Consider the following 22,350-nt stretch of genomic DNA (forward strand, 5'->3'; position numbering starts at 1 on the left):
AGCCCCGGGCTGGGCCATGGACCCACCGGCAACGGATGCGGATAATGCGCGACCCTGATTGCTAGTACCTGCAAGGATGCGCATGAACCTGTTCCTCAACCTGGTCACCCTGGTTTTTGGTGTCATCAGCCTGGTGTCGGCTGTCATCTACCTGAGCCGCCGCGCCAAGTACCGCATGAACCTGCAGGACCTGCGCCTGCACGGCAAACCCCATCGCACCATCACCCAGGCCGAACTGGAGGCGCTGGCCGAGCAGACCGCCAGCCTGCAACGCATCCAGGGCAGTGGCGGCATGTCCTACGAACCTGTCAGCGACAACGTCTACCTGATTCGCGGCGGCGCCGCGAGCGACGGCATCGAGCTGCCGGCGCAAGCGCTGCAACATGTGTCGATCGGTGAAATCCCCGTGGAATTTCCCTACCCGATGCAGAACTTCCTGGCCGCCAGCAACCTGGCCGAGGTGGTCATCGCCAAAAAGTTCGCCGTGGTCATCGGCCTCAATGGTCGCCGCCTCGCGCAGTGACGCGTCGGCCGCCTGTCCGCACCTTCTCCGGTTCGCTCATGCCGCGAACCCTGCCCCCGCTGATCCTCTGCACGAGCCCACCATGAAACGTTGCTGCCTGCTGCTGTTGCCACTGCTGCTCTCACTGACCGGATGCAAGGAAGACTTCGCGACCCTGCACTTCCAGGACTCGGTGCGTTCCGACCCCAAGGCCGGCCCGCAATTCTCCGACCAATTGGTGCACGAGGCGTACAAGCAGAGCATTTACACCGCGCTCAGCGCCCAGGGTCTGGACCCGGATGCCATCGCCCTGGAGCGCGACGCGGAGGATGACAAGGTGATCCACCTGCGCCTGGCGGACCGTTCCCTGAGCCCGGAACAACGAGGCAGCCTCAGGGCCATCTTCGAAGGGGTCACCAACGCGCGTAAGGCCAGCTCGATGAACCTGCGCCTGGACCTGGATAACGCCCATGCCAGCGTCACCCCGTCCGGCTCCAGCGGGCTGCCGGACAGCATCGACGCCAGCCTGGAGTTCGACCCGACGTTCGAAATGCTGCTGGCCCGCAGCTATGAGGACAGCATGAGCGCCATCGTCAGCAAGAGCGAAATCGAAGGCCCGGTCAGTTGCAAGATCACCGCCCACCTGAAAATGCCCGAGCGCTTGCAATTGATCGCCTACGAAGCCCTCCAGGACGACATCAGCGAGCCCGGCCTGATCTCATTGATGATCCGCAGCAGCATCGCCAAGGTACCGCTCAGGGTGCATTTCGATGACCCGGACTTGAACCGGCACCTGCAACAGAAAAACGTCCAGATCTGGCCATCGAGCTCGAAAATCACCCGGCCCGCGCCTGTTCCGTTCGACGAATTCGCCATCAGCATCGGCTCCATCGGCGTGCAGAAGCTCACAACCGCCCAGTCTTTCGACACCCGCAAAGATGAGCTGCAAGCGCTGTGCGATCAAAAAATGCAGGCCCTGGGCCGGCCATTTACGTTTCAGATGGGCCGGACCCTGGATCGCTTGAGCCGGGTCGATTACCTGTAACCACTTGCGCGACAAGGATCCCCATTGAACCGACGCCTCTGCGTGACCGCCCTGCTGCTGATGCTGCTGACCGGCTGCAAGCAGACCTACCTCACCCTGCATTTCCAGGAAGAGGTGGGTAACCCCAAGCAGGCCAGAATCGTGCCGTACTTTGAGGAGACCATCACCCAGATGGCCTCCGGGATCGGCATCGAGGCCGGCGACATCGGCCTGGAGATGGACCGCCAGGACGACAAGACCCTGCATATCAAACTGGACAGCAGCGTGCCCGAGGCCCAGCGCCTGCGCCTGCGAGAACTGTTCGACGAGATCGTCCAGGCCCGTGCAGCCGGCACCTTCGAAGCGGTGCTGGAGATCGCCCCGGAAACCGGGAAATACACCAGCGCCGACTACCGCAAAAAGGCCATGGACCTGCCGCGCCGCTTGCCGCTGCCCCTGGAGCCGGTGAAGTTCGCCGACGTCATGTTTCAGTTCTCGGCAGAGGAATTGGCCACCGGCAAGCTCGCAGCCGCCGGCACCCCCAACGAGGCGTTTTGCCAATACCAGGCCACTGTCCGGCCACCGGGCATGCCGTTCAGCCAGATGGGCAGCAAGGCCGGGACCGGAAAAGGCGATTACAACCTGTACCTGCAGTGGAAAGAGGACAAGCACGCGCCCGCGCAGTACCTGTTCGGCAACATCACCTTCGTCAACCCCACGCTCAACCAGCAGCTGTTCGACAACCGCATCACATTGGGTGCAATCAAGACCTCCTGGGGTACGCGCCCCAATCGCCGGGCCGACCGGGTCGGGTTCAATGTCGGCTCCCTGGGCCTGCAGCACCACGAGGACGGAGAGATTTCGCCCCTGCAAAACATAGGGTTCATGGGCCGCTGCGAGCGTATGGCCATGGCCCTGGGTCGGCCCTTTACCTTTTACATCGGCCGTTCCATGGACCGCCTGGTCAGCGTCGAGCAGGCCCCGACCGCCCCGTGAACCCGGGGCGCCACGTCGGCACCTGCCTGCCGGCGCCGACTTGATATTCACCCCGGGCGCCGCCATTTAAGGCGCTCTACCCTGCTTGCGGAGCCCAACCATGTCCGAGCCACTGCTGATCCCCTGCCCTCATTGCAACGGTCTCAACCGCATCCCCGGCGAGCGCCTGGGCGACCTGCCCAAGTGCGGGCGCTGCAAGGCCGAGGTGTTGCTGGGTAAACCCTTTGAACTGACCCAGGGCGATTACGCCAGCCAGATCAAGGGCGACTTGCCGTTGCTGGTGGATGTCTGGGCGCAGTGGTGCGGGCCGTGTAAATCCTTCGCCCCGGTATTCGAACAGGCGGCGGCCCAGCTCAAGGGCAAATGCCGGCTGGCCAAACTCGACAGCGAAAGCAATCAGCAGTTGTCGGGGCAATTGGGGATTCGATCGATTCCCAGCCTGATCCTGTTCAAGAACGGCCGGGAAGTCGCCCGCCAGAGCGGCGCCCTGCCGTTGCCGCAACTGCTGGGCTGGTTGCGCGGCCAGGGCATCTGAGGCCCTGCGCCGGCCAATGAGGGGCTTGCCCCCTCATGGTGGAGTCAGGCGTTTTCCAGCAGATTGTGCAATTCGACAAACTGCTGGGTCAGCTTGTGCCGTGGGTCGAGGTGGATCAGCGGCATATTGGCCTGGTGCGATTCACGCATGCGCACCGAGCTGGCCAGGTACACCGGCAGCACCGGCAAGCCTTCGGCTATCAACTCGTCGAGGATCTGCTGCGGCAGGCTGGCCCGGGCCTGGAACTGATTGACCACGATCCCTTCCACTTGCAGGTCTTCGTTGTGGTCTTCCTTCAATTCTTCGATTTCTGCCAGCAGGCCGTATAGCGCCTGGCGGGAGAAGCTGTCGCAATCGAAGGGGATCAACACCCGATCAGCGGCAATCAGTGCGGATACCGCATAAAAATTCAGGGCCGGCGGGGTGTCGAGGTAGATCCGGTCGTAATCTTCGGACAACTCGTCGAGCAATTTGCGCAGCTTGTTGATCTTGTGCTTGGCCTCGAGCTTGGGTTGCAGGTCGGCCAGCTCGGCGGTGGCGGTGACCACGTGCAGGTTGTCGAACGGAGTCTCGTAGATATCCACCTGGTTTTTCTTCGAAAACGGCCCGGACGACAGGGTCTGCTTGAAGAAATCGGCAATGCCCATGGGAATGTCGTCGCCGGTCAGGCCGGTGAGGTACTGGGTGGAGTTGGCCTGGGCATCCAGATCCACCAACAAGGTGCGATAACCCTCGCTGGCGCTGACCGCCGCCAGATTGCAGGCAATACTCGACTTGCCCACGCCACCTTTCTGATTGAACACCACACGCCGCATGTCAAAACCTCCGTGTATCAAAGATCAGCGAGTGTAGTAGCCCTGGTTGCCGCTTAGCTACCTCGTTGGCGGCCCACTCGCACACGAGCCCAGCCGGCAGTGGAAAATATCATCCTAAGCCCCCGTATTACCGATGGGCTGCATTATTTTTCGGGGCAAAAGATGTCAAAATGACATCTCCGCATGAGAAGCGTCTTATTTCTTCAAGCAAATGTAACCAATATTTGCTACAAGCCAGCCGCACCGGGATAATGCGCGCCACTCGGCCATAGGGCCACGTAGAGTCGGTTCGCTATCAACGCGACTCACCGCGTCAAGGAAGCCCGCAGGGGCGGGATGAAAACCAGTGATCAAGTTCAACATCGCTCAATGGCGCGCATGGGCCCCTGGGCTCGAAAGCGTGGACGATTGGCAGGCCTGGAGCCGCCAACCGACCGTGCTTGCCAGCAGCGATGCCGCCCCCGACGTGTCCTTCCTGCCCGCCATGCAACGCCGACGCCTGAGCCGCCTGGCACGAATGGCCTTCAGCGTTGGCTGGCCCTTGGCCGAAGGCCTGGAACACTTGCCCCTGGTGTTTGTTTCACGCCACGGCGAAACCCCACGCACCTTCGACATTCTCAGCGACCTGGCCGCCGGCCAGCCCCTGTCGCCGACCCAGTTCAGCCTGTCGGTGCATAACGCGGTGATCGGCCTGTGGTCGATCATGCGCGGCGAAACCAGCGAAATGACCGCCCTCGCCGCCGCCGGCGACGGCCTGGAACACGGCATGCTCGAAGCCGCCGCGCTGCTCGCCGAAGGCGCCCCGGCGGTGCTGCTGCTGATCACCGAAGAGCAGCCGCCACAGGCCTATGCCGAATGGATCGACGACGTGCCCTTTCCTTATGCGGTCGGCCTGCTGCTGACCCCGGGCGACGACTGGCAGTTGTCCCTCGGCAGCGCCGGCGATGGCAGCGCGTCTGAAGACAGCCCGCGAGCCCAGTGGCCCCATGCCCTGAATCTGTTGCGTACCCTGCTCACCCCGCAGGCCACCTGCCAACATGCCTGGAAGAATCGTGTATGGACCTGGCAACGCAACCGGTAAGCGCGAAACCGCGCGATGCCTACTACTGGCGCCTGATGGCCACGGCAGCGAGCTTTACGCTGTTCGGTCTAGGTAGTTTGTGCCTGCGCCTGGTGATTTTTCCGCTATTGAGCTGCCTGCCGGGCACACCCGAGGCGCACCAGCGTCGTGCCCGCGCGACCATCAGCCGGCTGTTCTGGCTGTTTATCCGGTTCATGGCCCGCTGCGGCGTGCTGACCTATGACGTCCAGGGCGCGGAGAAACTCGGCCGCCCGGGGCAGATGATCATCGCCAACCACCCGTCGCTGATCGACGTGGTGTTTCTGATCGGCCTGGTGCGCAACGCCAACTGCGTGGTCAAACAGAGCCTGTGGCAGAACCCCTTCACCCGGGGCCCGGTGCGCGAAGCCGGCTATATCAGCAATGACGGCAGCATGGACATGCTCGATGCCGCCGGCCAGGCACTGCAGGACGGCCAGACCCTGATCATTTTCCCCGAAGGCACGCGCACCGTACCGGGCCAGGCACCGGCCTTTCATCGGGGCGGGGCAGCGATTGCCCTGCGGGGTGCGAGAATCCTCACCCCGGTGGTGATAAAGGTCAGCCCGACCACCCTGACCAAGGCCGAACCCTGGTACCGCATCCCGCAACGTCGCGTGCACTTCAGTTTCCGCGTGGGTGCCGATATAGACCCACAGACCTTCGCCGCTCAAGGCCCCGCACCCCAGGCCTCGCGCAAACTCAACGACCACTTGCATCACTATTTCATTAAGGAGCTCGCCTCAGATGAGCAATCTGCACCCGGACTTAACCCTTGAGATCAAGCTGTTGATCATCGACGCCCTGGGCCTCGAAGACATCAGCGCACAGGATATCGGCAACGAGCAGACCCTTTTCGGCGACGGCCTGGGCCTGGACTCGGTAGACGCCCTGGAACTGGGCCTGGCGATCCAGAAGAAGTACGGCATCAAGATCGACGCCGACGCCAAGGACACGCGCAATCACTTCAGTAACGTGGCGAGCCTTGCGGCCTTCGTCACTGCAAAACAGGCAGCTTGAGACCGGACCATGCAAACTCGTGACGATATCTTCAACACCCTGCGCGATGCCCTGGTCGAACTCTTCGAGCTGGAACCCGAGCGCGTGAGCCTTGAGTCCAACCTGTACCAGGACCTGGAAATCGACAGCATCGACGCGGTCGACCTGATCGACCACATCAAGCGTCAGACCGGCAAGAAAATCGCCGCCGAGGAATTCAAGTCGGTGCGCACCGTCAATGACGTGGTCGAGGCGGTCTACCGTCTGGTCCAGCCGGCCGCATGAGCCGTCTGATCGGCCTGGGCCTGCTGCTGGCGGGCTTGCTGTACCCCTTTGCGGTGTATTTCGGCATGGAGCACTTCGCCCCGTGGCAGTTCGGCCTGTTGCTGGGCGGCCTGTGGCTGGCCCGCGCACTGACCGGCGAACGGCGGGCCAGCAGCCTGTGGATGGCGGCGGCGGCCATGCTGTTCTGCCTGCTGCTGGCGCTGTTCGACAGCCCGCAATTGCTGCGCTGGTACCCGGTGCTGATCAGCAGTTTCATGCTCGGTCTGTTCGGCCTGAGCCTGAAATACGGCCCGCCGGTGGCCGAGCGCCTGGCGCGCCTGCGTGAGCCTGCGCTGCCGCCCAAGGCGATTCGCTACACACGCCAGGTCACCGTGGCCTGGAGTGTGTTTTTCCTCTGTAACGGATTGCTCGCCGCCGCCCTGACCCTCTGGGCGCCGCTGAGCTGGTGGACGTTGTACAACGGCCTGATCGCCTACGGGCTGATGGGCTTGCTGTTTGCCATTGAATGGCTATTACGACAACGCGTACGAGGCCGCGCATGAATTGGATCAAGCTTGAGCACCTGCTGCTCAAGGCTCACCCGGGGCGGACGGTGACCTTCGACCCGGTACTCGACCACAGCGCCCTGCACGACCAGGCGCTGCGCCTGGCCGCCGGGCTCCAGGCCCGGGGCGTGCAGCGCATGGCCCTGCACCTGGAAGACGCCGCGCAACTGGCCATCGCCCTGCTCGGCGCCTGGCGGGCCGGGGTCAGCGTGCTGCTGCCGGCCGACTTGCAGGCCCAGACCCGCCAGCGCTGGTCCGGTGAGGTCGACCTGTGGCTCACCGACCTGGAGCACGACACGCGCCTCGCTGACCTGTTGCAGGCGCCGCTGCCGGCTGCCGAGCTGGACCTGGCGCAGTGCCGCTTGAGCCTGTGCACGTCCGGCTCCAGTGGCGAACCCAAGCGCATCGACAAGACCCTGGTGCAACTGGCCAACGAGGTCCAGGCCCTGGAACAGCTGTGGGGCGCGGAACTGGGCAGCGCCTGCATGATTGGCAGCGTCGCCGCGCAACACATCTACGGCCTGCTGTTTCGGGTGCTGTGGCCGCTGTGCGCCGGGCGCCCGTTCGTGCGCCGCCAGTTGCCGTTCCCCGAAGACCTGCAACGCGCCAGCCGCGAGTACCCGGCCTTTGCCTGGGTCGCCAGCCCGGCGCTGCTCAAGCGCATGGGCGACAACCTCGACTGGCCGGCCTTGAGCCAGGTCAGCCGGGTGTTTTCCTCGGGCGGCGCCTTGCCCGCCGAGGCCGCGCACAGCCTGCAACAGCGCTTGGGCCAATGGCCGACCGAGATTTTCGGCAGTTCGGAAACCGGCGGCATCGCCTGGCGCCAGGGCGCGAGCCTGTGGCAACCCTTCGCCGGCGTGCAGTTGAGCCAGGACGCGGACGGCGCGCTGCTGATTGCCTCGACCTACCTGCCAGAAGGGCATGTCGAACACAGCGCCGATGCCGCACGGATCGAGGCCGATGGCCGTTTCGAGCTGCTCGGGCGCCTGGACCGGATCGTCAAGCTGGAAGAAAAACGCATCTCCCTGCCCATGCTCGAACAGGCCCTGGCCAGCCACGCCTGGGTCAGCGAAGCGCGCCTGGGCGTGGTCCAGGAAAACCGAGCCTCCCTCGGCGCCGTGCTGGTCTTGAGCGAAGCGGGCTTGCAGGCCCTGCGCAACGGCGGCCGCCGCCACCTGACCCAGTCCCTGCGCCAGCACCTGAGCCAGCACTGCGAAGCCCTGGCCCTGCCGCGCCGCTGGCGGTTGCTGCGCCAGCTGCCGCTGAACGCCCAGGGCAAGTTGCCCCAGGCCGAGGTCGAGGCTCTGCTGCTGGCACCGCGCCCACAAGCGCCTGAAGTGCTGGAACAGCACGAACAGGACGGCGAGTGGAACCTGCAACTGAGCATTCCCCCGGACCTGGCCTATTTCAGCGGGCATTTCCCGCAGACCCCGGTATTGCCTGGGGTGGTCCAGGTCGATTGGGCCCTGGCCCTGGGCCAGCAACTGCTGGACCTGCCGGGCCGCTTTGCCGGCATGGAAGTGCTGAAATTCCAGCAACTGGTGCGCCCCGGCGACCAGGTGCAATTGCACCTGCGGTTCGACGATGAACGCGGAAAATTGTATTTCGCCTACCGCAACGACACGGCGGCCTGTTCCAGTGGGCGCATTTTGCTGGAGGCAGCCTGTGGATAAGTTTTATCGGGGAATCCGCGTGTTCCGGGCCATTGGCCGCAGCCTGCGGCAGGGGGCGGTCGATGCATAAGCCCTGTGCGGTGATTCCGGTTTATAACCACGAAGGCGCGGTGCCGGCGGTGGTCGAAGCCCTGCTCGCCGGTGGCTTGCCCTGCGTGCTGGTGGACGACGCCAGCAGCCCGGCCTGCGCGGCGGTCCTGGAACAACTGGCCAAGCGCGAGCAGGTGTTCCTGATCCGCCTGGCACTGAACCAGGGCAAGGGCGGCGCGGTCATGGCCGGGCTGCGCGAGGCCTCGCGCCTGGGCTTCAGCCACGCCCTGCAGGTGGATGCCGACGGTCAGCACGACCTGCGCGATGTGGATAACTTTATCGCCAGCTCCCGCGCCCACCCCGAGGCGCTGATCTGCGGTTATCCACAGTACGACAGCAGCGTGCCCAAGGGCCGCCTGTATGCCCGTTACCTGACCCATGTCTGGGTCTGGATCAACAGCCTGTCGTTGCAGATTCCCGACTCCATGTGCGGCTTCCGGGTCTACCCGCTGCCGCCAGTGCTGGCGCTGATCGATTCGGTCAAACTCGGCAAGCGCATGGATTTCGATCCCGAAGTCCTGGTGCGCCTGGCCTGGCGCAATCAGCCGATGCGCTGGCTGCCGACCAAGGTCCACTACCCCACCGACGGCCTCTCGCACTTTCGCCTGCTGCACGACAACGCATTGATTTCCAGCATGCACACCCGGCTGTTTTTCGGCATGTTGCTGCGGGCGCCGCAGATCCTCTGGCGACGGTGGCGAGCATGAGCCAGCAACAGCATTGGGCCGAGCATGAAGAACGCGGCAGCTTCTGGCTGATGAAGCTCACCGCATTCGGGGTCAGGATCCTCGGGCGGCGGGTGCTGAGCCCGGTGCTGTACGCCATCGTCCTGTACTTTTTCCTGTTCGGCCGCAACGCCCGACACAGCGCCTGGCAGTATCAGCAACGGCTCGCCGACTGGAGCGGACGCAACGAACTGCGCCCGACCCAGCGTCGGGTGTTCGGCCAGTTTATGGCCTTTGCCGACGCCCTGCTGGACAAGCTCGACGTGTGGAACGGCAAGCTGCGCATCGAGCAGATCGAGATTGTCGACCCGGCGCTGCTGCGCAACGAATTGCGCGGCGAACGCGGGCAGATGCTGGTGGGCGCGCACCTGGGCAACCTCGAAGTCTGCCGCGCCCTGGCTGAACTCGGTGAGCAGGTGACCATGAACGTGCTGGTGCACACCAAGCACGCCGAACGTTTCAACCGCCTGCTGGGCGAGGCCGGGGCCACCAACCTGCGGCTGATCCAGGTCAGCGAGCTGGACCCGGCGATCATGCTGCAACTGAGCCAGCGCCTGGACCGCGGCGAGTGGCTGGCGATTGCCGGCGACCGCGTGCCGCTGCACGGCGGACGCAATGTACGGGTGGATTTCCTCGGCCATCCGGCGGCATTCCCCCAAGGCCCGTGGCTGCTGGCCGGGCTGCTCAAATGCCCGGTCAACCTGCTGCTGTGCCTCAAGCATCAGGGTCGCTACCGGGTGATCCTCGAGCCCTTCACCGACGCCGTGGCCTGGAAACGCAGCGACCGCGAGCAAGTGATCGCCCAGTGGACCGCCCGCTACGCCGAACGCCTGGGCCAGTACTGCCTCGAAGCGCCGCAACAGTGGTTCAACTTTTACCCATTCTGGAAGACCGATGACGACGCATCCGCTTGAGCCGGTAACCTTCGGCGAACTCCCCTTGCGCATCGAAGACGTGCTGGCCCTGGCCAACCGTCAGGTGCCCGTGCAACTGCAAGGTGATGCCGGGTTTCGCCAGCGCATCGCCAAGGGCGCGCAGTTTCTCGACTCCTTGCTCGACAAGGAAGGCGTGATCTATGGCGTCACCACCGGCTACGGCGACTCCTGCGTGGTCGCGGTGCCGCTGCAACACGTCGAGGCCCTGCCGCGCCACCTGTACACCTTCCACGGGTGCGGGCTGGGCAAGCTGCTGGATGCCCAGGCCACCCGCGCGGTACTGGCGGCGCGCTTGCAGTCGCTGTGCCACGGCGTGTCCGGGGTGCGGGTCGAGCTGCTGGAGCGCCTGCAGGCTTTTCTCGAACACGACATCCTGCCGCTGATCCCGGAAGAAGGCTCGGTCGGCGCCAGCGGCGACCTGACGCCGCTGTCCTACGTGGCTGCGACCCTGTCCGGCGAGCGTGAAGTCCTGTTCCGTGGCGAACGCCGTCAGGCCGCCGACGTGCACCGGGAACTGGGCTGGGACCCGCTGGTGCTGCGCCCCAAAGAAGCCCTGGCGTTGATGAACGGCACCGCGGTGATGACCGGCCTGGCCTGCCTGGCCTTCGCCCGCGCTGATTACCTGCTGCAACTGGCAACCCGCATCACCGCGCTGAACGTAGTAGCCCTGCAAGGCAACCCCGAGCATTTCGACGAGCGCCTGTTCGCCGCCAAGCCGCACCCGGGGCAGATGCAAGTGGCGGCCTGGCTGCGCCAGGATTTGGCCATCGACGCACCGACCGCGCCGCTGCATCGCCTGCAAGACCGCTACTCCCTGCGCTGCGCGCCCCACGTCCTGGGGGTGCTGGCCGACAGCCTGAACTGGCTGCGCGCGTTTATCGAGACCGAGCTCAACAGCGCCAACGACAACCCGATCATCGACGCCGAAGCCGAGCGCGTGCTGCACGGCGGGCATTTCTACGGCGGGCACATTGCGTTCGCCATGGACAGCCTCAAGACCCTGGTGGCCAACGTCGCCGACCTGCTCGACCGGCAGCTCGCGCTGCTGGTGGACGTGCGTTACAACCACGGCCTGCCGAGCAACCTGTCCGGCGCCAGCGCCGAGCGCGCGATGCTCAACCACGGCTTCAAGGCAGTGCAGATCGGCACCAGTGCCTGGACCGCCGAAGCCCTGAAAAACACCATGCCGGCCAGCGTGTTCTCGCGCTCCACCGAGTGCCACAACCAGGACAAGGTGAGCATGGGCACCATCGCCGCCCGGGACGCGATTCGCGTGCTGGAGCTGACCGAACAGGTCGCCGCCGCCACCCTGCTGGCAGCCAACCAGGGTGTGTGGCTGCGCGCCCAGTCCGCCGATGCGCGGCCTTTGCCTCCGGCCCTGGCTGCGATGCATGCAGAGTTGGCAAAGGATTTCCCGCCGGTGATCGAAGACCGCGCCCTGGAAGGCGAACTGCGCCTGTGCCTGCAACGCATCGCCGAGCAACACTGGAGGCTGCATGCGCAGTAAGGGAGTGCTGCACGCCGACACCCAGATCCTGGTGCCGTTTTTCGACGTCGACACCATGCACGTCGTCTGGCACGGGCATTACGTCAAATACCTGGAAGTCGCCCGCTGCGCCTTGCTCGATCGGATCGGCCACAACTACACGGCCATGGTCGAGTCGGGCTACGCCTGGCCGGTGATCGACCTGCAACTGCGCTACGTGCGCGGCGCGGTGTTCGGCCAGACCCTGAACGTACGCGCCAGCCTGGTGGAGTGGGAAAACCGGCTGAAGATCAATTACCTGATCACCGACCTCGCCAGCGGCGAACGCCTGACCCGCGCCAGCTCGGTGCAGGTCGCGGTGGACATGGCCAGCCGCGAGATGCAACTGGCCTCGCCCCGGGTCTTTACCGACGCCGTGGCCAAGGTGCTGCTATGAGCCGGTTGAATTTCCTGCCTCTGGCCAGGGTGGCCCTGTCGGGCCTGGTGCTGCTGGGGTTCAGTTCCCTGGCCCAGGCCTTCGACCTGCAACAACTCAGCGAGCAGTTGGCCAAGCCCGAGGTCATCCACGGCAACTTCATCCAGGAAAAGCACCTGCGGGCCCTGCCCCAGCCCCTGACCAGCAAGGGCACGTTCGTCCTGGCCAAGGACCACGGCCTGCTCTGGCTGCTGAAAACGCCGTTGCAACAGGACTACCGCATCACCGGCCAGGGCATCGCCCGGCGTGACGCCAACGGCTGGCAGATGCTCCCGGGCAAAAGTGCCGGCGCCGAGCAGAACCGCCTGTTCCTCGCGGTGTTGCAAGGCGACAGCAGCGGCCTGCAGCGCGACTTCGAACTCAAGCTGGCGGGCGACGCCCAGGACTGGAAACTGACCCTGACCCCGCGCTCGCTGCTGCTCAAGCAAGTGTTCACCCAGATCAATATCGACGGCGGTGCCCTGGTGCAGCGCATCGAACTCCTGGAAACCCAGGGCGACAGCACCCTGCTGCAGATGCGCGACAGCACCAGCAGCCAACCTTTGAGCGCAGCGGAGCAACATGACTTTGCCCAGTGAGCGCTGGTTGCCCAGGCTGTTCCTGATCCTGCTGGTGGCGGTGCTGGCCCTGGCCGGCTGGCAATGGCGCCAGGGTGCGCCGTTGTCGGCCAACCTGATGGAGCTGGTGCCGGGCACTGCCCCGGACGCCCTGGAGCTCAAGGCCGAGCAGCGCATGCAAGAGCCGCTGAACCGCGAAATGCTGGTGCTGGTGGGCCATGCCGAGCGTCAGCAGGCGGTGGCCATGGCCCAGCAACTGGGTGAGCGCTGGCAGGCCAGCGGGTTGTTCGAAAAGGTCCAGTGGAACCTGCAAGCCGACCTTCCGGCACTGCGCAGCCAACTGCTGCAAGGCCGGCTGGCGATGCTCTCGGCGGCCGACCGGCAACAACTGATTGAACACCCCGCGGCCTTTATCCAGCAGCGGGTCCAAGCCTTGTTCGACCCCTTTACCGGGTTCAGCCTGGTGCCGAGCCAGGATGACTGGCTGGGCCTTACCGGGCGCATCCAGAACAGCCAACCGCAATGCGGCGCAGTGCAACTGGACATCGGCAGCGGCGCCCTGGTGGCCGACGCCGACGGCAAAAGCTGGGTCCTGCTGCGGGCGCGCACCACCGGCAACGCCTTTGATATGAGCCTGCCGTTGCAGGTGGCCGAGCTGCTCCGGCAAAGCCGCGAACAGGCGAGCCAGGCCGATGTGCAATTGCTGGCCGCCAGCGGCCTGCTGTACGCCGCCAATGGCCAGCAGCAAGCCACCCGGGAAATCACCTGGGTCGGCGGCGGTGCGACCGTGGGCATTCTGCTGCTGTTGCTCCTGGCGTTCCGCCGGCTGCGGGTGCTGCTGGCGTTTGTGCCGGTGCTGGTGGGCATGTTGTTTGGCGCGGTGGCCTGCGTGGCGCTGTTCGGCCATATGCATGTGATGACCCTGGTCCTGGGCTCGAGCCTGATCGGCGTCGCGGTCGACTACCCGCTGCATTACCTGTCCAAGAGCTGGAGCCTGAAACCCTGGCACAGCTGGCCGGCGTTGCGCCTGACCCTGCCGGGCCTGAGCCTGAGCCTGGCCACCAGTTGCATCGGGTACCTGGCGCTGGCCTGGACCCCGTTCCCGGCCCTGACCCAGATCGCCGTGTTCTCCGCGGCTGGCCTGCTCGGCGCCTACCTGTCGGCGGTGTGCCTGCTGCCGGCCCTGCTCAAGGGCGCTGACCTGCGCCCGGCGCAATGGCCGCTGCGGGTTGCGCAGTGCCTGCTGCAACTGCGCGAAGCCCTGCTGCGGCGAGTGCCGAGCCCGGTGCTGTTGGCACTGTTGGCGGTGTTCTGCGCCGCCGGGCTGTGGCAGCTGACCAGCAAAAACGATATTCGCCAGTGGGTCGGTGCACCGCCGCAGTTGCTCAACGAAGCCCAGGCCATTGCCCGCATCACCGGCTATCAGCCCACCAGCCAGTTCTTCCTGGTGCGCGCCGCCGACCAGCAGCAATTGCTCGAACGCCAGCAAGCCCTGGGCGAGCGCCTGGGGCAATTGGTCAAGCAGGGCAAGTTGCAGGGTTACCTGGCGCTCAATCAACTGGTCAACCTGCCCAGCGACCAACAGCAACTGCGTGAGGCCCTCACGCGCCTGCCGCAGTTCTGGCAGCCGCTGCTGGACCTCGGCGTGCCGGCCAGTGCCCTGCAGGCCGAGCTGGCCCAGTTGCAGGCGCTGCCGGTGCAGGACATCGATGCCGCCCTCGGCGGCCCGCTGGCCGAACCCTACCGCACACTGTGGCTGGGCGCCGGCCCCGAGGGCGTGGCGGCCATGGTCAGCCTGCAAGGGCTGAACGATGCCGGCCTGCTGCGGGCCCAGGCCCAGGACCTGCCCGGGGTGCAACTGGTGGACCGGCTTGGCGAATTGAATAAAGTCTTTGCCGCAACCCAGATCAGTGCCGCCGAACTCAAACTCGCCTCCTGCGTGCTGATCGTGTTGCTGCTGATTCTGCCGTTCGGCCTTGGCGGGGCCCTGCGCATCGTCGCCCTGCCGCTGTTGGCGGCCCTGTGCAGCCTGGCCAGCCTCGGCTGGCTGGGGCAACCGCTGACCCTGTTCAGCCTGTTCGGCCTGCTGCTGGTGACCGCCATCAGCGTCGACTACGCCATCCTGATGCGCGAGCAGATCGGCGGCGCCGCCGTCAGCCTGCTGGGCACCCTGCTGGCGGCCCTGACCACCTGGCTGTCGTTCGGTTTGCTGGCCATCTCCAGCACCCCGGCGGTGAGCAATTTCGGGCTGTCGGTCAGCCTTGGGTTGGCCTTCAGCTTTATGCTCGCGCCCTGGGCCGGGCAGCAGCAACACCACGCCAAGGTGACGGAGCCAAGCCCATGCTGATCGCCCTGTTCTGGTGCCTGGCCCTGGCGCTGTTTGCCCTGGCGACCGCCGTCGGTCGGCGCCTGGGCCTGATCCCGATCGTCAGTCAGTTGCTGCTGGCAACCTTCGGCCTGCCCCTGCTGATGCTGCTGTGGATCGAGCCGCACTGGCAGTTGAGCGGCGCCCAACTGGTGTCCCCGGTGTGGCTGAAAAACCTCTACAGCCTGAGCTTCGCCCTGCTGCTGGGGCATATCCTGAGCGACGTGATCGACCTGCGCCTGGACCGCCAGAGCCTGAAGATCGCCCTGCCGAGTTTCCTCATCCCCTTCGCCTGCGGCCTGGCGATCGCCTTCTGGCTGCTGCCGCCGCAGCCGTGGCTGAGCTCCCTGGCAGTGGGCCTGCTGTTTGCGATCACCGCGATCCCGGTGCTCTACCTGTACCTGCGCCATATCAACTACCCGGCCGCCGCCACTCGACGCCTGGTGCAGACCGCGATCCTGATCGACCTGACCTGCTGGAGCCTGTTCGCCATCGCCCAGGGCAGCCTGCACCTGGCCAGCCTGCTGCTGCCCCTGGCCGGCGCCTGCCTGCCGTTGCTCCTGCGCCTGCTCGGCCTGCGCCAGCCGCTGCTGTACAGCCTGGGCTTCTTTGCGCTGCTGGTGGTGGCCGAGCACTACAAGCTCAATGCGCTGATTTTCGGCATCGGTTACCTGCTGTGCATGGCCGCCCTCAAGGTGGCGCTGGTGCTGCCGTTACAGGCAGCCTGGATGAGCCGTTTGCAGACCTACATCGCCATCCCGCTGATCCTGACGTTTGGCATCGTGCAGATCAACGTGCACAGCGCCATGGACAGCCTGAGCTGGCTGCAACTGGGCGCCCTGCTGCTGGTGCCGATTGCCAGCAAGCTGGCCGGCAACTGGCTGGGCCTGGGCTGGGCCGGTGCGTCCTTCGCCGGTGCCAGCCGCTGGCGGGAAAGCCTGCTGCTCAATATTCGCGGCCTGAGCGAGATCGTGTTTCTCAACCTGCTGCTGCAACAACAGCTGATCAGCCCGGCGCTGTACTTTGCGCTGATGCTGATGGGCTTGATCGCGACCCTGCTGCCGGCAGTAGCCGGCATGCATCGAACCCCCTTGGTCCCTCTGAATCTGAACATCGCCGAACCGGCAAGGAGCCCCAGTGCCAACAGTTGAAATGGAACGCCGCCAGGTTGTGGTCATCGGCGCCGGCCCATCGGGCGCCATTGCCGCCGCCCTGCTCAAGCGCAAGGGCCACGACGTGCTGATCATCGAGCGCCAGCATTTCCCGCGGTTCTCCATCGGCGAAAGCCTGCTCTCCCATTGCCTGGATTTCGTCGAGGAAGCGGGCATGCTCGAAGCCGTGCAAGCCGCCGGCTTCCAACTGAAGAACGGCGCGGCCTTCGCCTGGGGCGAGCGCTACAGCGCCTTTGATTTCGGCGACACCTTCAGCAACGGCAAGCCCACCACCTTCCAGGTCCAGCGCGGCGACTTCGACAAGTTGCTGGCCGACCAGGCGGCGCTGCAAGGGGTTGAAGTGCGCTATGGCGAAGAAATCGTCAGCGCCGACTTCAGCCTGCCCCAGCCGCAGCTCGGAGTGCGCCGCGAAGACGGCAGCCAGTACCAGGTCGAGGCCCATTTCGTACTCGATGCCAGCGGCTATGGCCGGGTCCTGCCACGCTTGCTCGACCTGGAGGCGCCGTCGAACTTCCCGGTACGCCAGGCGGTGTTCACCCACGTTGAAGACCGCATCGACCACCCCGGTTTCGAACGGGAAAAGATCCTCGTCACCACCCACCCGACCCAGCGCGACATCTGGTTCTGGAGCATCCCCTTCAGCAACGGCCGGTGCTCGGTGGGCGTGGTCGCGGCCAAGGAACATTTTGTCGGCCGCGACCAGGACCTGGACCAGTGCCTGCGCGGCTTTATCGCCGAGACCCCGAGCCTGGCCAAGGTCCTGGCCAACGCGGTATGGGACACCCCGGCGCGGACCATCGGCGGCTACTCGGCCAACGTCAAGAGCCTGCACGGCCCGGGCTTCGCCCTGCTGGGCAATGCCGCGGAATTCCTCGACCCGGTGTTCTCTTCCGGGGTCACCATCGCCATGCGTTCGGCGAGCATGGCCGCCGCCGTGCTGCATCGTCAGCTGCAAGGTGAAAGCGTCGACTGGCAGCTCGAGTTTGCCGAGCCGCTCAAGCGCGGGGTCGACACCTTCCGCTGCTACGTCGAAGGCTGGTACGCCGGGACCTTCCAGGACGTGATCTTCCACCCCGGCAGCTCGCCGGAAATCCGCCGCATGATCAGTTCGATCCTCGCCGGCTACGCCTGGGACGAGCGCAACCCGTTTGTCAGCGAACCCAAGCGCCGCCTGCGCATGCTCTCGGAAATCTGCGCGACGGAGGTGGCATGAGCAGTCCCCAGCCACAGTACCTGAGCGATAAGTACGTCGAGGAAACCCGCTTCGGCTTCTGGTTCCTGCGCAGCCACACCTGGCAGCACCATGTATTGCGGGTGGCGATCAACGACCTGCGCTCGCTGTTCACCCGCGACCTGCCCGGCAACCCGGTGCTGCTCGACGCCGGTTGCGGCCAGGGCAAGTCGTTCCAGCACCTGCGCCAGGTGTTCGCGCCCCAGCGCCTGATCGGCCTGGATGCCGACCCCCACAGCCTGGAACTGAGCGCCCAGGAAGCGGCGCGCCAGGGCATGCAGGTGGAACTGATCGGCAGCGACTGCGCGACCCTGGACGTACCGGACGCCAGCGTCGACCTGCTGTTCTGCCACCAGACCTTCCACCACCTGGTGGAGCAGGACAAAGCCCTGGCCGAGTTCTACCGGGTGCTCAAGCCCGGCGGCTACCTGCTGTTTGCCGAGTCCACCGAGGCCTACATCGACACCTGGGTCATTCGCTGGCTGTTCCGCCACCCGATGCACGTGCAGAAAAGCGCCGCCCAGTACCTGGACATGATCCGCAACCAGGGCTTCGAGTTCACCCCGCAGAACGTCTCCTACCCCTACTTGTGGTGGAGCCGTTCGACGGATTTCGGCCTGCTGGAACGCTTCGGCCTGCGCCGCCCGAAACCCTTTGGCCAGCGTGAAGAGACCCTGGTCAACGTGGTGGCGCGCAAGCCGTTGGACGAGCACTGCGCGCCAGGGCAGCCGGCATGATCCGCGCCCTGCTGGTGGGTTGCCTGTTGCTGCTGGCCGGTTGCGCCAGCCAGGCGCCGCTGCCCGCAAAAACCCCGAGCCTGGCCCTGCCGTTGCAGCTGCACATCGAGCGTGAGCAGGCAGCGCAACGCCAGGACTGGCTGCTGGTGATCCAGGCCGAAGGCGCCGGCCTGCGCTGGTCGCTGATGGACCCCTTGGGCATTCCCCTGGCCCGCCAGCGCCTGATCGATGGCCAGTGGCAGGCCGATGGCCTGCTGCCACCCAACCCCGAAGCGCGGGAGCTGTTCGCCGCGCTGCTGTTTGCCCTGACGCCAGCCGCCGAGCTGTCCGAGAATTACCCCGCTGCGCAGGCCCGGGGCGAGCAACGCAGCCTCGCCCCGCGCTGGCAGCTCCGTTATCGCCAACCATTGGATTTCCAGTTGAACCTGCCTCAAGGCCTGCAATACCACGTCAGCCCGTTGACCGCCGAGCGCGCGCCATGACGGCCTACCTCAACGCCCTGGGGCTGATCTGCGCCCTCGGGCGGGACAAACAACAGGTGGCCCGCAGCCTGTTTGCCGGTGACTGCTCAGGCATGCGCGACGAAGCCGGCTGGGTGCCCGAGCGCAGCCTGCCGGTGGCGGCGGTCAAGGGCCCGCTGGCGGCCCTGCCTGCGCACCTGAGCCGCCAGCACAGTCGCAATAACCAGCTGCTGCTGGAGGCGGCGCTGCAGATCCGCGACGACATCGACCAGGCGATCCAGGCCTACGGCCCGGGGCGCATTGGCGTGGTGCTGGGCACCAGTACTTCGGGCATCGACGAAGCCAGCCGTGGCATCGCCCATTACCTGCGCGACCAGCACTTCCCGGCCCACTACGACTACCAGCAGCAGGAACTCGGGGCACCGGCGAACTTTCTCGCCGACTGGCTGCAACTGAGCGGTCCGGCCTACGTAATTTCTACCGCCTGCACCTCCAGCGCCCGGGCCCTGATGAGCGCCCGGCGCCTGCTCGACCTGGGGTTGTGCGACGCGGTGCTGTGCGGCGGGGTCGACAGCCTGTGCCAACTGACCCTGAATGGTTTTTCGGCGCTGGAAGCCGTCAGTGACCAGCGCTGCAACCCGTTTTCGGTCAACCGCGACGGGATCAATATCGGCGAGGCTGCGGTGCTGTTCCTGATGAGCAGAGAATCCGGCACGCAGCAGCCCATCGCCCTGCTGGGCGGCGGCGCGAGTTCCGATGCGCACCATATTTCCGCGCCCGAGCCCAGCGGCCGGGGCGCCCTGCAAGCGATGCGCAAGGCCTTGAGCAGTGCCGGCCTGGCAGCGCAGCAGATCGGTTACCTGAACCTGCACGGCACCGCCACCCAGCACAACGACGCCATGGAAAGCCTGGCCGTGGCCGAGCTGTTTCCCGAAGGCGTGCCCTGCTCGTCGACCAAGCCCATGAGCGGCCACACCCTGGGCGCCGCCGGGGCCCTGGAAGCCGCTTTCTGCTGGCTGAGCCTGGCCGCCGACAATCGGCAACAGGCCCTGCCACCCCATGTCTGGGACGCCCAGCCCGACCCGCAATTGCCCGCCCTGCGCTGGGTCGGCAGCGCCGATCGCCTGGCCACGGGCGCACCGCGCTGCCTGATGAGCAACTCCTTTGCCTTCGGCGGCAACAACGTCAGCCTGATTATCGGAGACGCCCCATGATCCCTTGGCCACTCGCCGAACTGCTGCCCCACGCGGGCGACATGATCCTGATCGATCAGGTCCTGGGGTTCGATGAAGAACAGATCCACACCCGCCTCACCGTCAAGCCCGGTGGCCTGTTCAACCGCGCCGACGGCAGCCTGCCGGCCTGGCTCGGTATCGAGCTGATGGCCCAGAGCGTGGCCGCCTATGCCGGCTGCCGCGCACGCCAGCAAGGGCAGGCCGTGGAGCTGGGCTTTTTGCTCGGCACGCGCAAATTCGAATGCAATGTGGAACACTTTCCGGCCGGCAGCGAGCTGCGCATCCACGCCCTGCGCTCCCTGGAAGACGACAACGGCATGGGCGTATTCGAGTGCCACCTCAGCGGCCCGGGCATCCAGGCCAGCGCTCGCCTCAACGTGTTCCGCCCGCCGCACGCGGCCCACTATCTCGACGAAACACAGGAACCCCGCCATGACTGAATCCGTACTGGTCACCGGCTCCAGCCGTGGTATCGGCCGCGCCATCGCCCTGCGCCTGGCCCAGGCCGGGCATGACCTGGTGCTGCACTGCCGCACCGGCCTCGCCGAGGCCCAGGCGGTGCAGGCCGAAGTCCAGGCCCTGGGGCGCAATGCGCGCATCCTGCAATTCGACGTCGCCGACCGCGCCACCTGCAAGGCCATTCTTGAAGCCGACGTCGACACCCACGGCGCCTACTACGGCGTGGTACTCAATGCCGGGCTGACCCGGGACGGCGCCTTCCCGGCCCTGACCGAGGACGACTGGGACGACGTGCTGCGCACCAACCTCGACGGTTTCTACAACGTGCTGCACCCGGTGATGATGCCGATGATCCGGCGCCGCGCCGCCGGGCGCATTGTCTGCATCACCTCGGTCTCCGGGCTGATCGGCAACCGTGGCCAGGTCAACTACAGCGCCTCCAAGGCCGGTGTGATCGGTGCCGCCAAGGCCCTCGCCATCGAGCTGGGCAAGCGCAAGATCACCGTCAACTGCGTGGCCCCGGGCCTGATCGACACCGCCATGCTCGACGAGAATGTCCCGGTGGAGGAACTGATGAAAATGATCCCCGCACAACGCATGGGCACCCCGGAAGAAGTCGCCAGTGCGGTGAACTTCCTGATGTCAGCCGAAGCGTCCTACATCACGCGCCAGGTGCTGGCCGTCAACGGAGGCCTGTGCTGATGAAACGCGTGGTCGTCACCGGCATGGCCGGCATCACCTCCCTGGGCAGCGACTGGGCCACCATCGCCGGCAACTTCAGCGCCAACCGCAGCGGCATCCGGCGCATGGACGAGTGGGATCGCTTTACCGAACTCAACACCCGCCTGGCGGGGCCGATCGATGACTTCAAGGTTCCGGCCCACTGGACCCGCAAGCAATTGCGCAGCATGGGCCGGGTTTCGCGCCTGGCCGTGGGCGCCGCCGAGCAGGCGCTGGCCGACGCCGGGCTGCTGGGCGACGAGTCGATCAAGGACGGGCGCATGGGCGTGGCCTGTGGCTCGTCCACCGGCAGCACCGACGAGATCAAGGCCTTCGGCAACATGCTGCTGAACTCGGTGGCAGAAGGCCTGAACGCCAACTCCTACGTGCGCATGATGCCCCACACCACGGCGGCCAATATCAGCATCTTCTTCGGCCTCACCGGGCGCCTGATTCCCACCTCCAGCGCCTGCACCAGCGGCAGCCAGGGCATCGGCTACGCCTATGAGGCGATCAAGTTCGGACGCTTGCCGCTGATGCTCGCCGGCGGCGCCGAAGAGCTGTGCCCCACCGAAGCCATGGTGTTCGACGCGCTGTACGCCACCAGCCTGAAAAACGACGCCCCGCAAACCAGTCCTCGGCCCTACGACAGCGGCCGCGACGGGCTGGTGATCGGTGAAGGCGGCGGCATGCTGGTGCTCGAGGAACTGGAGCACGCCCTGGCGCGCGGTGCGCACATCCACGCGGAAATCGTCGGTTTTGGCAGCAACGCCGATGGCCAGCACACCACCCGGCCGGAGCAGACCACCATGCGCCGGGCCATGGAGCTGGCCTTGGAAGACGCCGGCATCCCGGCGTCCGCCATCGGCTACGTCAACGGCCACGGCACGGCCACCGAACAGGGCGACATTGCCGAAACCCTGGCCACCAGCAGCCTGTTCGGCAGCGGCATGCCCATCAGTTCGCAGAAGAGCTTCCTCGGCCACACCCTGGGTGCCTGCGGCGCCCTGGAGTCGTGGTTCAGCATCGAGATGCTCAACCGCGACCAGTACGTGCACACCTTCAACCTCGATGAGGTCGACCCCCGTTGCGGCGAACTGGACTACCTGCGCGGCGAGTTCCGGCAGATGAGCCATCAGTACGTGATGAACAACAACTTTGCCTTTGGCGGGGTCAACACGTCGTTGATTTTCCGCCGCTGGTCGTAACCGCCCCACCCCACTGGAGAA

General features: G+C 65.7%; 25 protein-coding genes. 24 read left to right on the plus strand and 1 reads right to left on the minus strand.

What is annotated here, in order from left to right:
- Positions 1-82 precede the first annotated feature (82 nt).
- From AC19YX_RS10825 to trxC, 4 genes are all read left to right on the plus strand, one after another.
- Positions 83-523: a hypothetical protein gene (locus AC19YX_RS10825; protein ID WP_201129157.1), complete on the plus strand. Its 441-nt coding sequence runs from the start codon at positions 83-85 to the stop codon at positions 521-523.
- An 82-nt stretch (positions 524-605) separates the two neighbouring features.
- Positions 606-1,547 carry a hypothetical protein gene (locus AC19YX_RS10830; RefSeq protein WP_500606232.1) on the plus strand — a complete coding sequence of 314 codons (942 nt, stop codon included), beginning with the start codon at positions 606-608 and terminating at the stop codon, positions 1,545-1,547.
- Between the two features lie 24 nt (positions 1,548-1,571).
- Positions 1,572-2,522 (plus strand): hypothetical protein, encoded by a 951-nt coding sequence (locus AC19YX_RS10835; RefSeq protein ID WP_500606233.1) that lies wholly within the window; start codon positions 1,572-1,574, stop codon positions 2,520-2,522.
- 100 nt (positions 2,523-2,622) lie between these two features.
- Positions 2,623-3,057 carry a thioredoxin TrxC gene (gene trxC, locus AC19YX_RS10840; protein ID WP_500606234.1) on the plus strand — a complete coding sequence of 145 codons (435 nt, stop codon included), beginning with the start codon at positions 2,623-2,625 and terminating at the stop codon, positions 3,055-3,057.
- Positions 3,058-3,101: 44 nt separating this feature from the next.
- On the opposite strand, the gene AC19YX_RS10845 is transcribed toward trxC, so the two are convergent.
- Entirely contained in the window at positions 3,102-3,872 is a 771-nt protein-coding gene (locus tag AC19YX_RS10845; RefSeq protein ID WP_078469485.1) for a ParA family protein, read from the minus strand.
- Positions 3,873-4,218: 346 nt separating this feature from the next.
- Here AC19YX_RS10845 and AC19YX_RS10850 point away from each other — a divergent pair, with 346 nt between their 5' ends.
- The 20 genes from AC19YX_RS10850 (at position 4,219) to AC19YX_RS10945 (ending at position 22,329) form a co-directional block, all read left to right on the plus strand.
- Entirely contained in the window at positions 4,219-4,953 is a 735-nt protein-coding gene (locus AC19YX_RS10850; protein ID WP_078469484.1) for a beta-ketoacyl synthase chain length factor, read from the plus strand.
- Positions 4,929-5,750, plus strand: coding sequence for a lysophospholipid acyltransferase family protein (locus AC19YX_RS10855; protein WP_020297331.1), 822 nt, complete (start codon positions 4,929-4,931; stop codon positions 5,748-5,750). Before AC19YX_RS10850 ends, AC19YX_RS10855 begins: the two co-directional genes overlap by 25 nt.
- Positions 5,719-5,991 (plus strand): phosphopantetheine-binding protein, encoded by a 273-nt coding sequence (locus tag AC19YX_RS10860; protein WP_020297332.1) that lies wholly within the window; start codon positions 5,719-5,721, stop codon positions 5,989-5,991. Before AC19YX_RS10855 ends, AC19YX_RS10860 begins: the two co-directional genes overlap by 32 nt.
- A gap of 9 nt (positions 5,992-6,000) precedes the next feature.
- Positions 6,001-6,255, plus strand: a complete 255-nt coding sequence (locus AC19YX_RS10865; protein ID WP_078469483.1) for an acyl carrier protein — start codon at positions 6,001-6,003, stop codon at positions 6,253-6,255.
- Complete coding sequence (locus tag AC19YX_RS10870) at positions 6,252-6,797, plus strand: COG4648 family protein (protein WP_078469482.1); 546 nt, start codon at positions 6,252-6,254, stop codon at positions 6,795-6,797. The genes AC19YX_RS10865 and AC19YX_RS10870 overlap by 4 nt, the downstream gene beginning before the upstream one ends.
- Positions 6,794-8,473: an ApeI family dehydratase gene (locus AC19YX_RS10875; protein ID WP_500603544.1), complete on the plus strand. Its 1,680-nt coding sequence runs from the start codon at positions 6,794-6,796 to the stop codon at positions 8,471-8,473. Before AC19YX_RS10870 ends, AC19YX_RS10875 begins: the two co-directional genes overlap by 4 nt.
- 62 nt (positions 8,474-8,535) lie before the next feature.
- Positions 8,536-9,270, plus strand: coding sequence for a glycosyltransferase family 2 protein (locus AC19YX_RS10880; protein WP_078469480.1), 735 nt, complete (start codon positions 8,536-8,538; stop codon positions 9,268-9,270).
- Positions 9,267-10,202, plus strand: a complete 936-nt coding sequence (locus AC19YX_RS10885; RefSeq protein WP_078469479.1) for a lysophospholipid acyltransferase family protein — start codon at positions 9,267-9,269, stop codon at positions 10,200-10,202. The genes AC19YX_RS10880 and AC19YX_RS10885 overlap by 4 nt, the downstream gene beginning before the upstream one ends.
- Positions 10,183-11,730, plus strand: a complete 1,548-nt coding sequence (locus tag AC19YX_RS10890) for an HAL/PAL/TAL family ammonia-lyase (RefSeq protein WP_078469478.1) — start codon at positions 10,183-10,185, stop codon at positions 11,728-11,730. The genes AC19YX_RS10885 and AC19YX_RS10890 overlap by 20 nt, the downstream gene beginning before the upstream one ends.
- Complete coding sequence (locus tag AC19YX_RS10895) at positions 11,720-12,145, plus strand: acyl-CoA thioesterase (RefSeq protein WP_078469477.1); 426 nt, start codon at positions 11,720-11,722, stop codon at positions 12,143-12,145. The genes AC19YX_RS10890 and AC19YX_RS10895 overlap by 11 nt, the downstream gene beginning before the upstream one ends.
- Positions 12,142-12,762, plus strand: coding sequence for an outer membrane lipoprotein carrier protein LolA (locus tag AC19YX_RS10900; RefSeq protein ID WP_078469476.1), 621 nt, complete (start codon positions 12,142-12,144; stop codon positions 12,760-12,762). The genes AC19YX_RS10895 and AC19YX_RS10900 overlap by 4 nt, the downstream gene beginning before the upstream one ends.
- A complete protein-coding gene (locus AC19YX_RS10905) occupies positions 12,746-15,088 on the plus strand; it encodes an MMPL family transporter (protein ID WP_500606235.1) in 2,343 nt (780 codons plus the stop codon). Before AC19YX_RS10900 ends, AC19YX_RS10905 begins: the two co-directional genes overlap by 17 nt.
- Entirely contained in the window at positions 15,082-16,257 is a 1,176-nt protein-coding gene (locus AC19YX_RS10910) for a cation:proton antiporter (protein WP_500606236.1), read from the plus strand. The genes AC19YX_RS10905 and AC19YX_RS10910 overlap by 7 nt, the downstream gene beginning before the upstream one ends.
- Entirely contained in the window at positions 16,244-17,491 is a 1,248-nt protein-coding gene (locus AC19YX_RS10915; RefSeq protein WP_078469473.1) for an NAD(P)/FAD-dependent oxidoreductase, read from the plus strand. The genes AC19YX_RS10910 and AC19YX_RS10915 overlap by 14 nt, the downstream gene beginning before the upstream one ends.
- The gene (locus tag AC19YX_RS10920; RefSeq protein WP_201129143.1) at positions 17,488-18,246 is read left to right on the plus strand and encodes a class I SAM-dependent methyltransferase; all 759 of its coding nucleotides are present in this window, start codon (positions 17,488-17,490) and stop codon (positions 18,244-18,246) included. Before AC19YX_RS10915 ends, AC19YX_RS10920 begins: the two co-directional genes overlap by 4 nt.
- Positions 18,243-18,728, plus strand: coding sequence for a DUF3261 domain-containing protein (locus AC19YX_RS10925; protein ID WP_078469471.1), 486 nt, complete (start codon positions 18,243-18,245; stop codon positions 18,726-18,728). The genes AC19YX_RS10920 and AC19YX_RS10925 overlap by 4 nt, the downstream gene beginning before the upstream one ends.
- Positions 18,725-19,921 (plus strand): beta-ketoacyl-[acyl-carrier-protein] synthase family protein, encoded by a 1,197-nt coding sequence (locus AC19YX_RS10930; RefSeq protein WP_500606237.1) that lies wholly within the window; start codon positions 18,725-18,727, stop codon positions 19,919-19,921. The genes AC19YX_RS10925 and AC19YX_RS10930 overlap by 4 nt, the downstream gene beginning before the upstream one ends.
- On the plus strand, positions 19,918-20,382 hold the full coding sequence (locus tag AC19YX_RS10935; RefSeq protein ID WP_078469469.1) for a hotdog family protein: 465 nt from the start codon (positions 19,918-19,920) through the stop codon (positions 20,380-20,382). The genes AC19YX_RS10930 and AC19YX_RS10935 overlap by 4 nt, the downstream gene beginning before the upstream one ends.
- On the plus strand, positions 20,375-21,103 hold the full coding sequence (gene fabG, locus AC19YX_RS10940; protein WP_078469468.1) for a 3-oxoacyl-ACP reductase FabG: 729 nt from the start codon (positions 20,375-20,377) through the stop codon (positions 21,101-21,103). Before AC19YX_RS10935 ends, fabG begins: the two co-directional genes overlap by 8 nt.
- Positions 21,103-22,329 carry a beta-ketoacyl-ACP synthase gene (locus AC19YX_RS10945; protein WP_078469467.1) on the plus strand — a complete coding sequence of 409 codons (1,227 nt, stop codon included), beginning with the start codon at positions 21,103-21,105 and terminating at the stop codon, positions 22,327-22,329. Before fabG ends, AC19YX_RS10945 begins: the two co-directional genes overlap by 1 nt.
- Positions 22,330-22,350 lie beyond the last annotated feature (21 nt).

It is taken from the genome of Pseudomonas sp. MF09150, assembly GCF_059862355.1.

What these genes read in the sequence shown, in the direction of transcription:
- AC19YX_RS10825 (WP_201129157.1), top strand. Translation starts at nt 83, where the DNA reads ATGAACCTGTTCCTCAACCTGGTCACCCTGGTTTTTGGTGTCATCAGC.
- AC19YX_RS10830 (WP_500606232.1), top strand. Translation starts at nt 606, where the DNA reads ATGAAACGTTGCTGCCTGCTGCTGTTGCCACTGCTGCTCTCACTGACC.
- trxC (WP_500606234.1), top strand. Translation starts at nt 2,623, where the DNA reads ATGTCCGAGCCACTGCTGATCCCCTGCCCTCATTGCAACGGTCTCAAC.
- AC19YX_RS10845 (WP_078469485.1), bottom strand. Translation starts at nt 3,872, where the DNA reads ATGCGGCGTGTGGTGTTCAATCAGAAAGGTGGCGTGGGCAAGTCGAGT.
- AC19YX_RS10855 (WP_020297331.1), top strand. Translation starts at nt 4,929, where the DNA reads ATGGACCTGGCAACGCAACCGGTAAGCGCGAAACCGCGCGATGCCTAC.
- AC19YX_RS10860 (WP_020297332.1), top strand. Translation starts at nt 5,719, where the DNA reads ATGAGCAATCTGCACCCGGACTTAACCCTTGAGATCAAGCTGTTGATC.
- AC19YX_RS10865 (WP_078469483.1), top strand. Translation starts at nt 6,001, where the DNA reads ATGCAAACTCGTGACGATATCTTCAACACCCTGCGCGATGCCCTGGTC.
- AC19YX_RS10870 (WP_078469482.1), top strand. Translation starts at nt 6,252, where the DNA reads ATGAGCCGTCTGATCGGCCTGGGCCTGCTGCTGGCGGGCTTGCTGTAC.
- AC19YX_RS10875 (WP_500603544.1), top strand. Translation starts at nt 6,794, where the DNA reads ATGAATTGGATCAAGCTTGAGCACCTGCTGCTCAAGGCTCACCCGGGG.
- AC19YX_RS10880 (WP_078469480.1), top strand. Translation starts at nt 8,536, where the DNA reads ATGCATAAGCCCTGTGCGGTGATTCCGGTTTATAACCACGAAGGCGCG.
- AC19YX_RS10885 (WP_078469479.1), top strand. Translation starts at nt 9,267, where the DNA reads ATGAGCCAGCAACAGCATTGGGCCGAGCATGAAGAACGCGGCAGCTTC.
- AC19YX_RS10890 (WP_078469478.1), top strand. Translation starts at nt 10,183, where the DNA reads ATGACGACGCATCCGCTTGAGCCGGTAACCTTCGGCGAACTCCCCTTG.
- AC19YX_RS10895 (WP_078469477.1), top strand. Translation starts at nt 11,720, where the DNA reads ATGCGCAGTAAGGGAGTGCTGCACGCCGACACCCAGATCCTGGTGCCG.
- AC19YX_RS10900 (WP_078469476.1), top strand. Translation starts at nt 12,142, where the DNA reads ATGAGCCGGTTGAATTTCCTGCCTCTGGCCAGGGTGGCCCTGTCGGGC.
- AC19YX_RS10905 (WP_500606235.1), top strand. Translation starts at nt 12,746, where the DNA reads ATGACTTTGCCCAGTGAGCGCTGGTTGCCCAGGCTGTTCCTGATCCTG.
- AC19YX_RS10910 (WP_500606236.1), top strand. Translation starts at nt 15,082, where the DNA reads ATGCTGATCGCCCTGTTCTGGTGCCTGGCCCTGGCGCTGTTTGCCCTG.
- AC19YX_RS10920 (WP_201129143.1), top strand. Translation starts at nt 17,488, where the DNA reads ATGAGCAGTCCCCAGCCACAGTACCTGAGCGATAAGTACGTCGAGGAA.
- AC19YX_RS10925 (WP_078469471.1), top strand. Translation starts at nt 18,243, where the DNA reads ATGATCCGCGCCCTGCTGGTGGGTTGCCTGTTGCTGCTGGCCGGTTGC.
- AC19YX_RS10930 (WP_500606237.1), top strand. Translation starts at nt 18,725, where the DNA reads ATGACGGCCTACCTCAACGCCCTGGGGCTGATCTGCGCCCTCGGGCGG.
- AC19YX_RS10935 (WP_078469469.1), top strand. Translation starts at nt 19,918, where the DNA reads ATGATCCCTTGGCCACTCGCCGAACTGCTGCCCCACGCGGGCGACATG.
- fabG (WP_078469468.1), top strand. Translation starts at nt 20,375, where the DNA reads ATGACTGAATCCGTACTGGTCACCGGCTCCAGCCGTGGTATCGGCCGC.
- AC19YX_RS10945 (WP_078469467.1), top strand. Translation starts at nt 21,103, where the DNA reads ATGAAACGCGTGGTCGTCACCGGCATGGCCGGCATCACCTCCCTGGGC.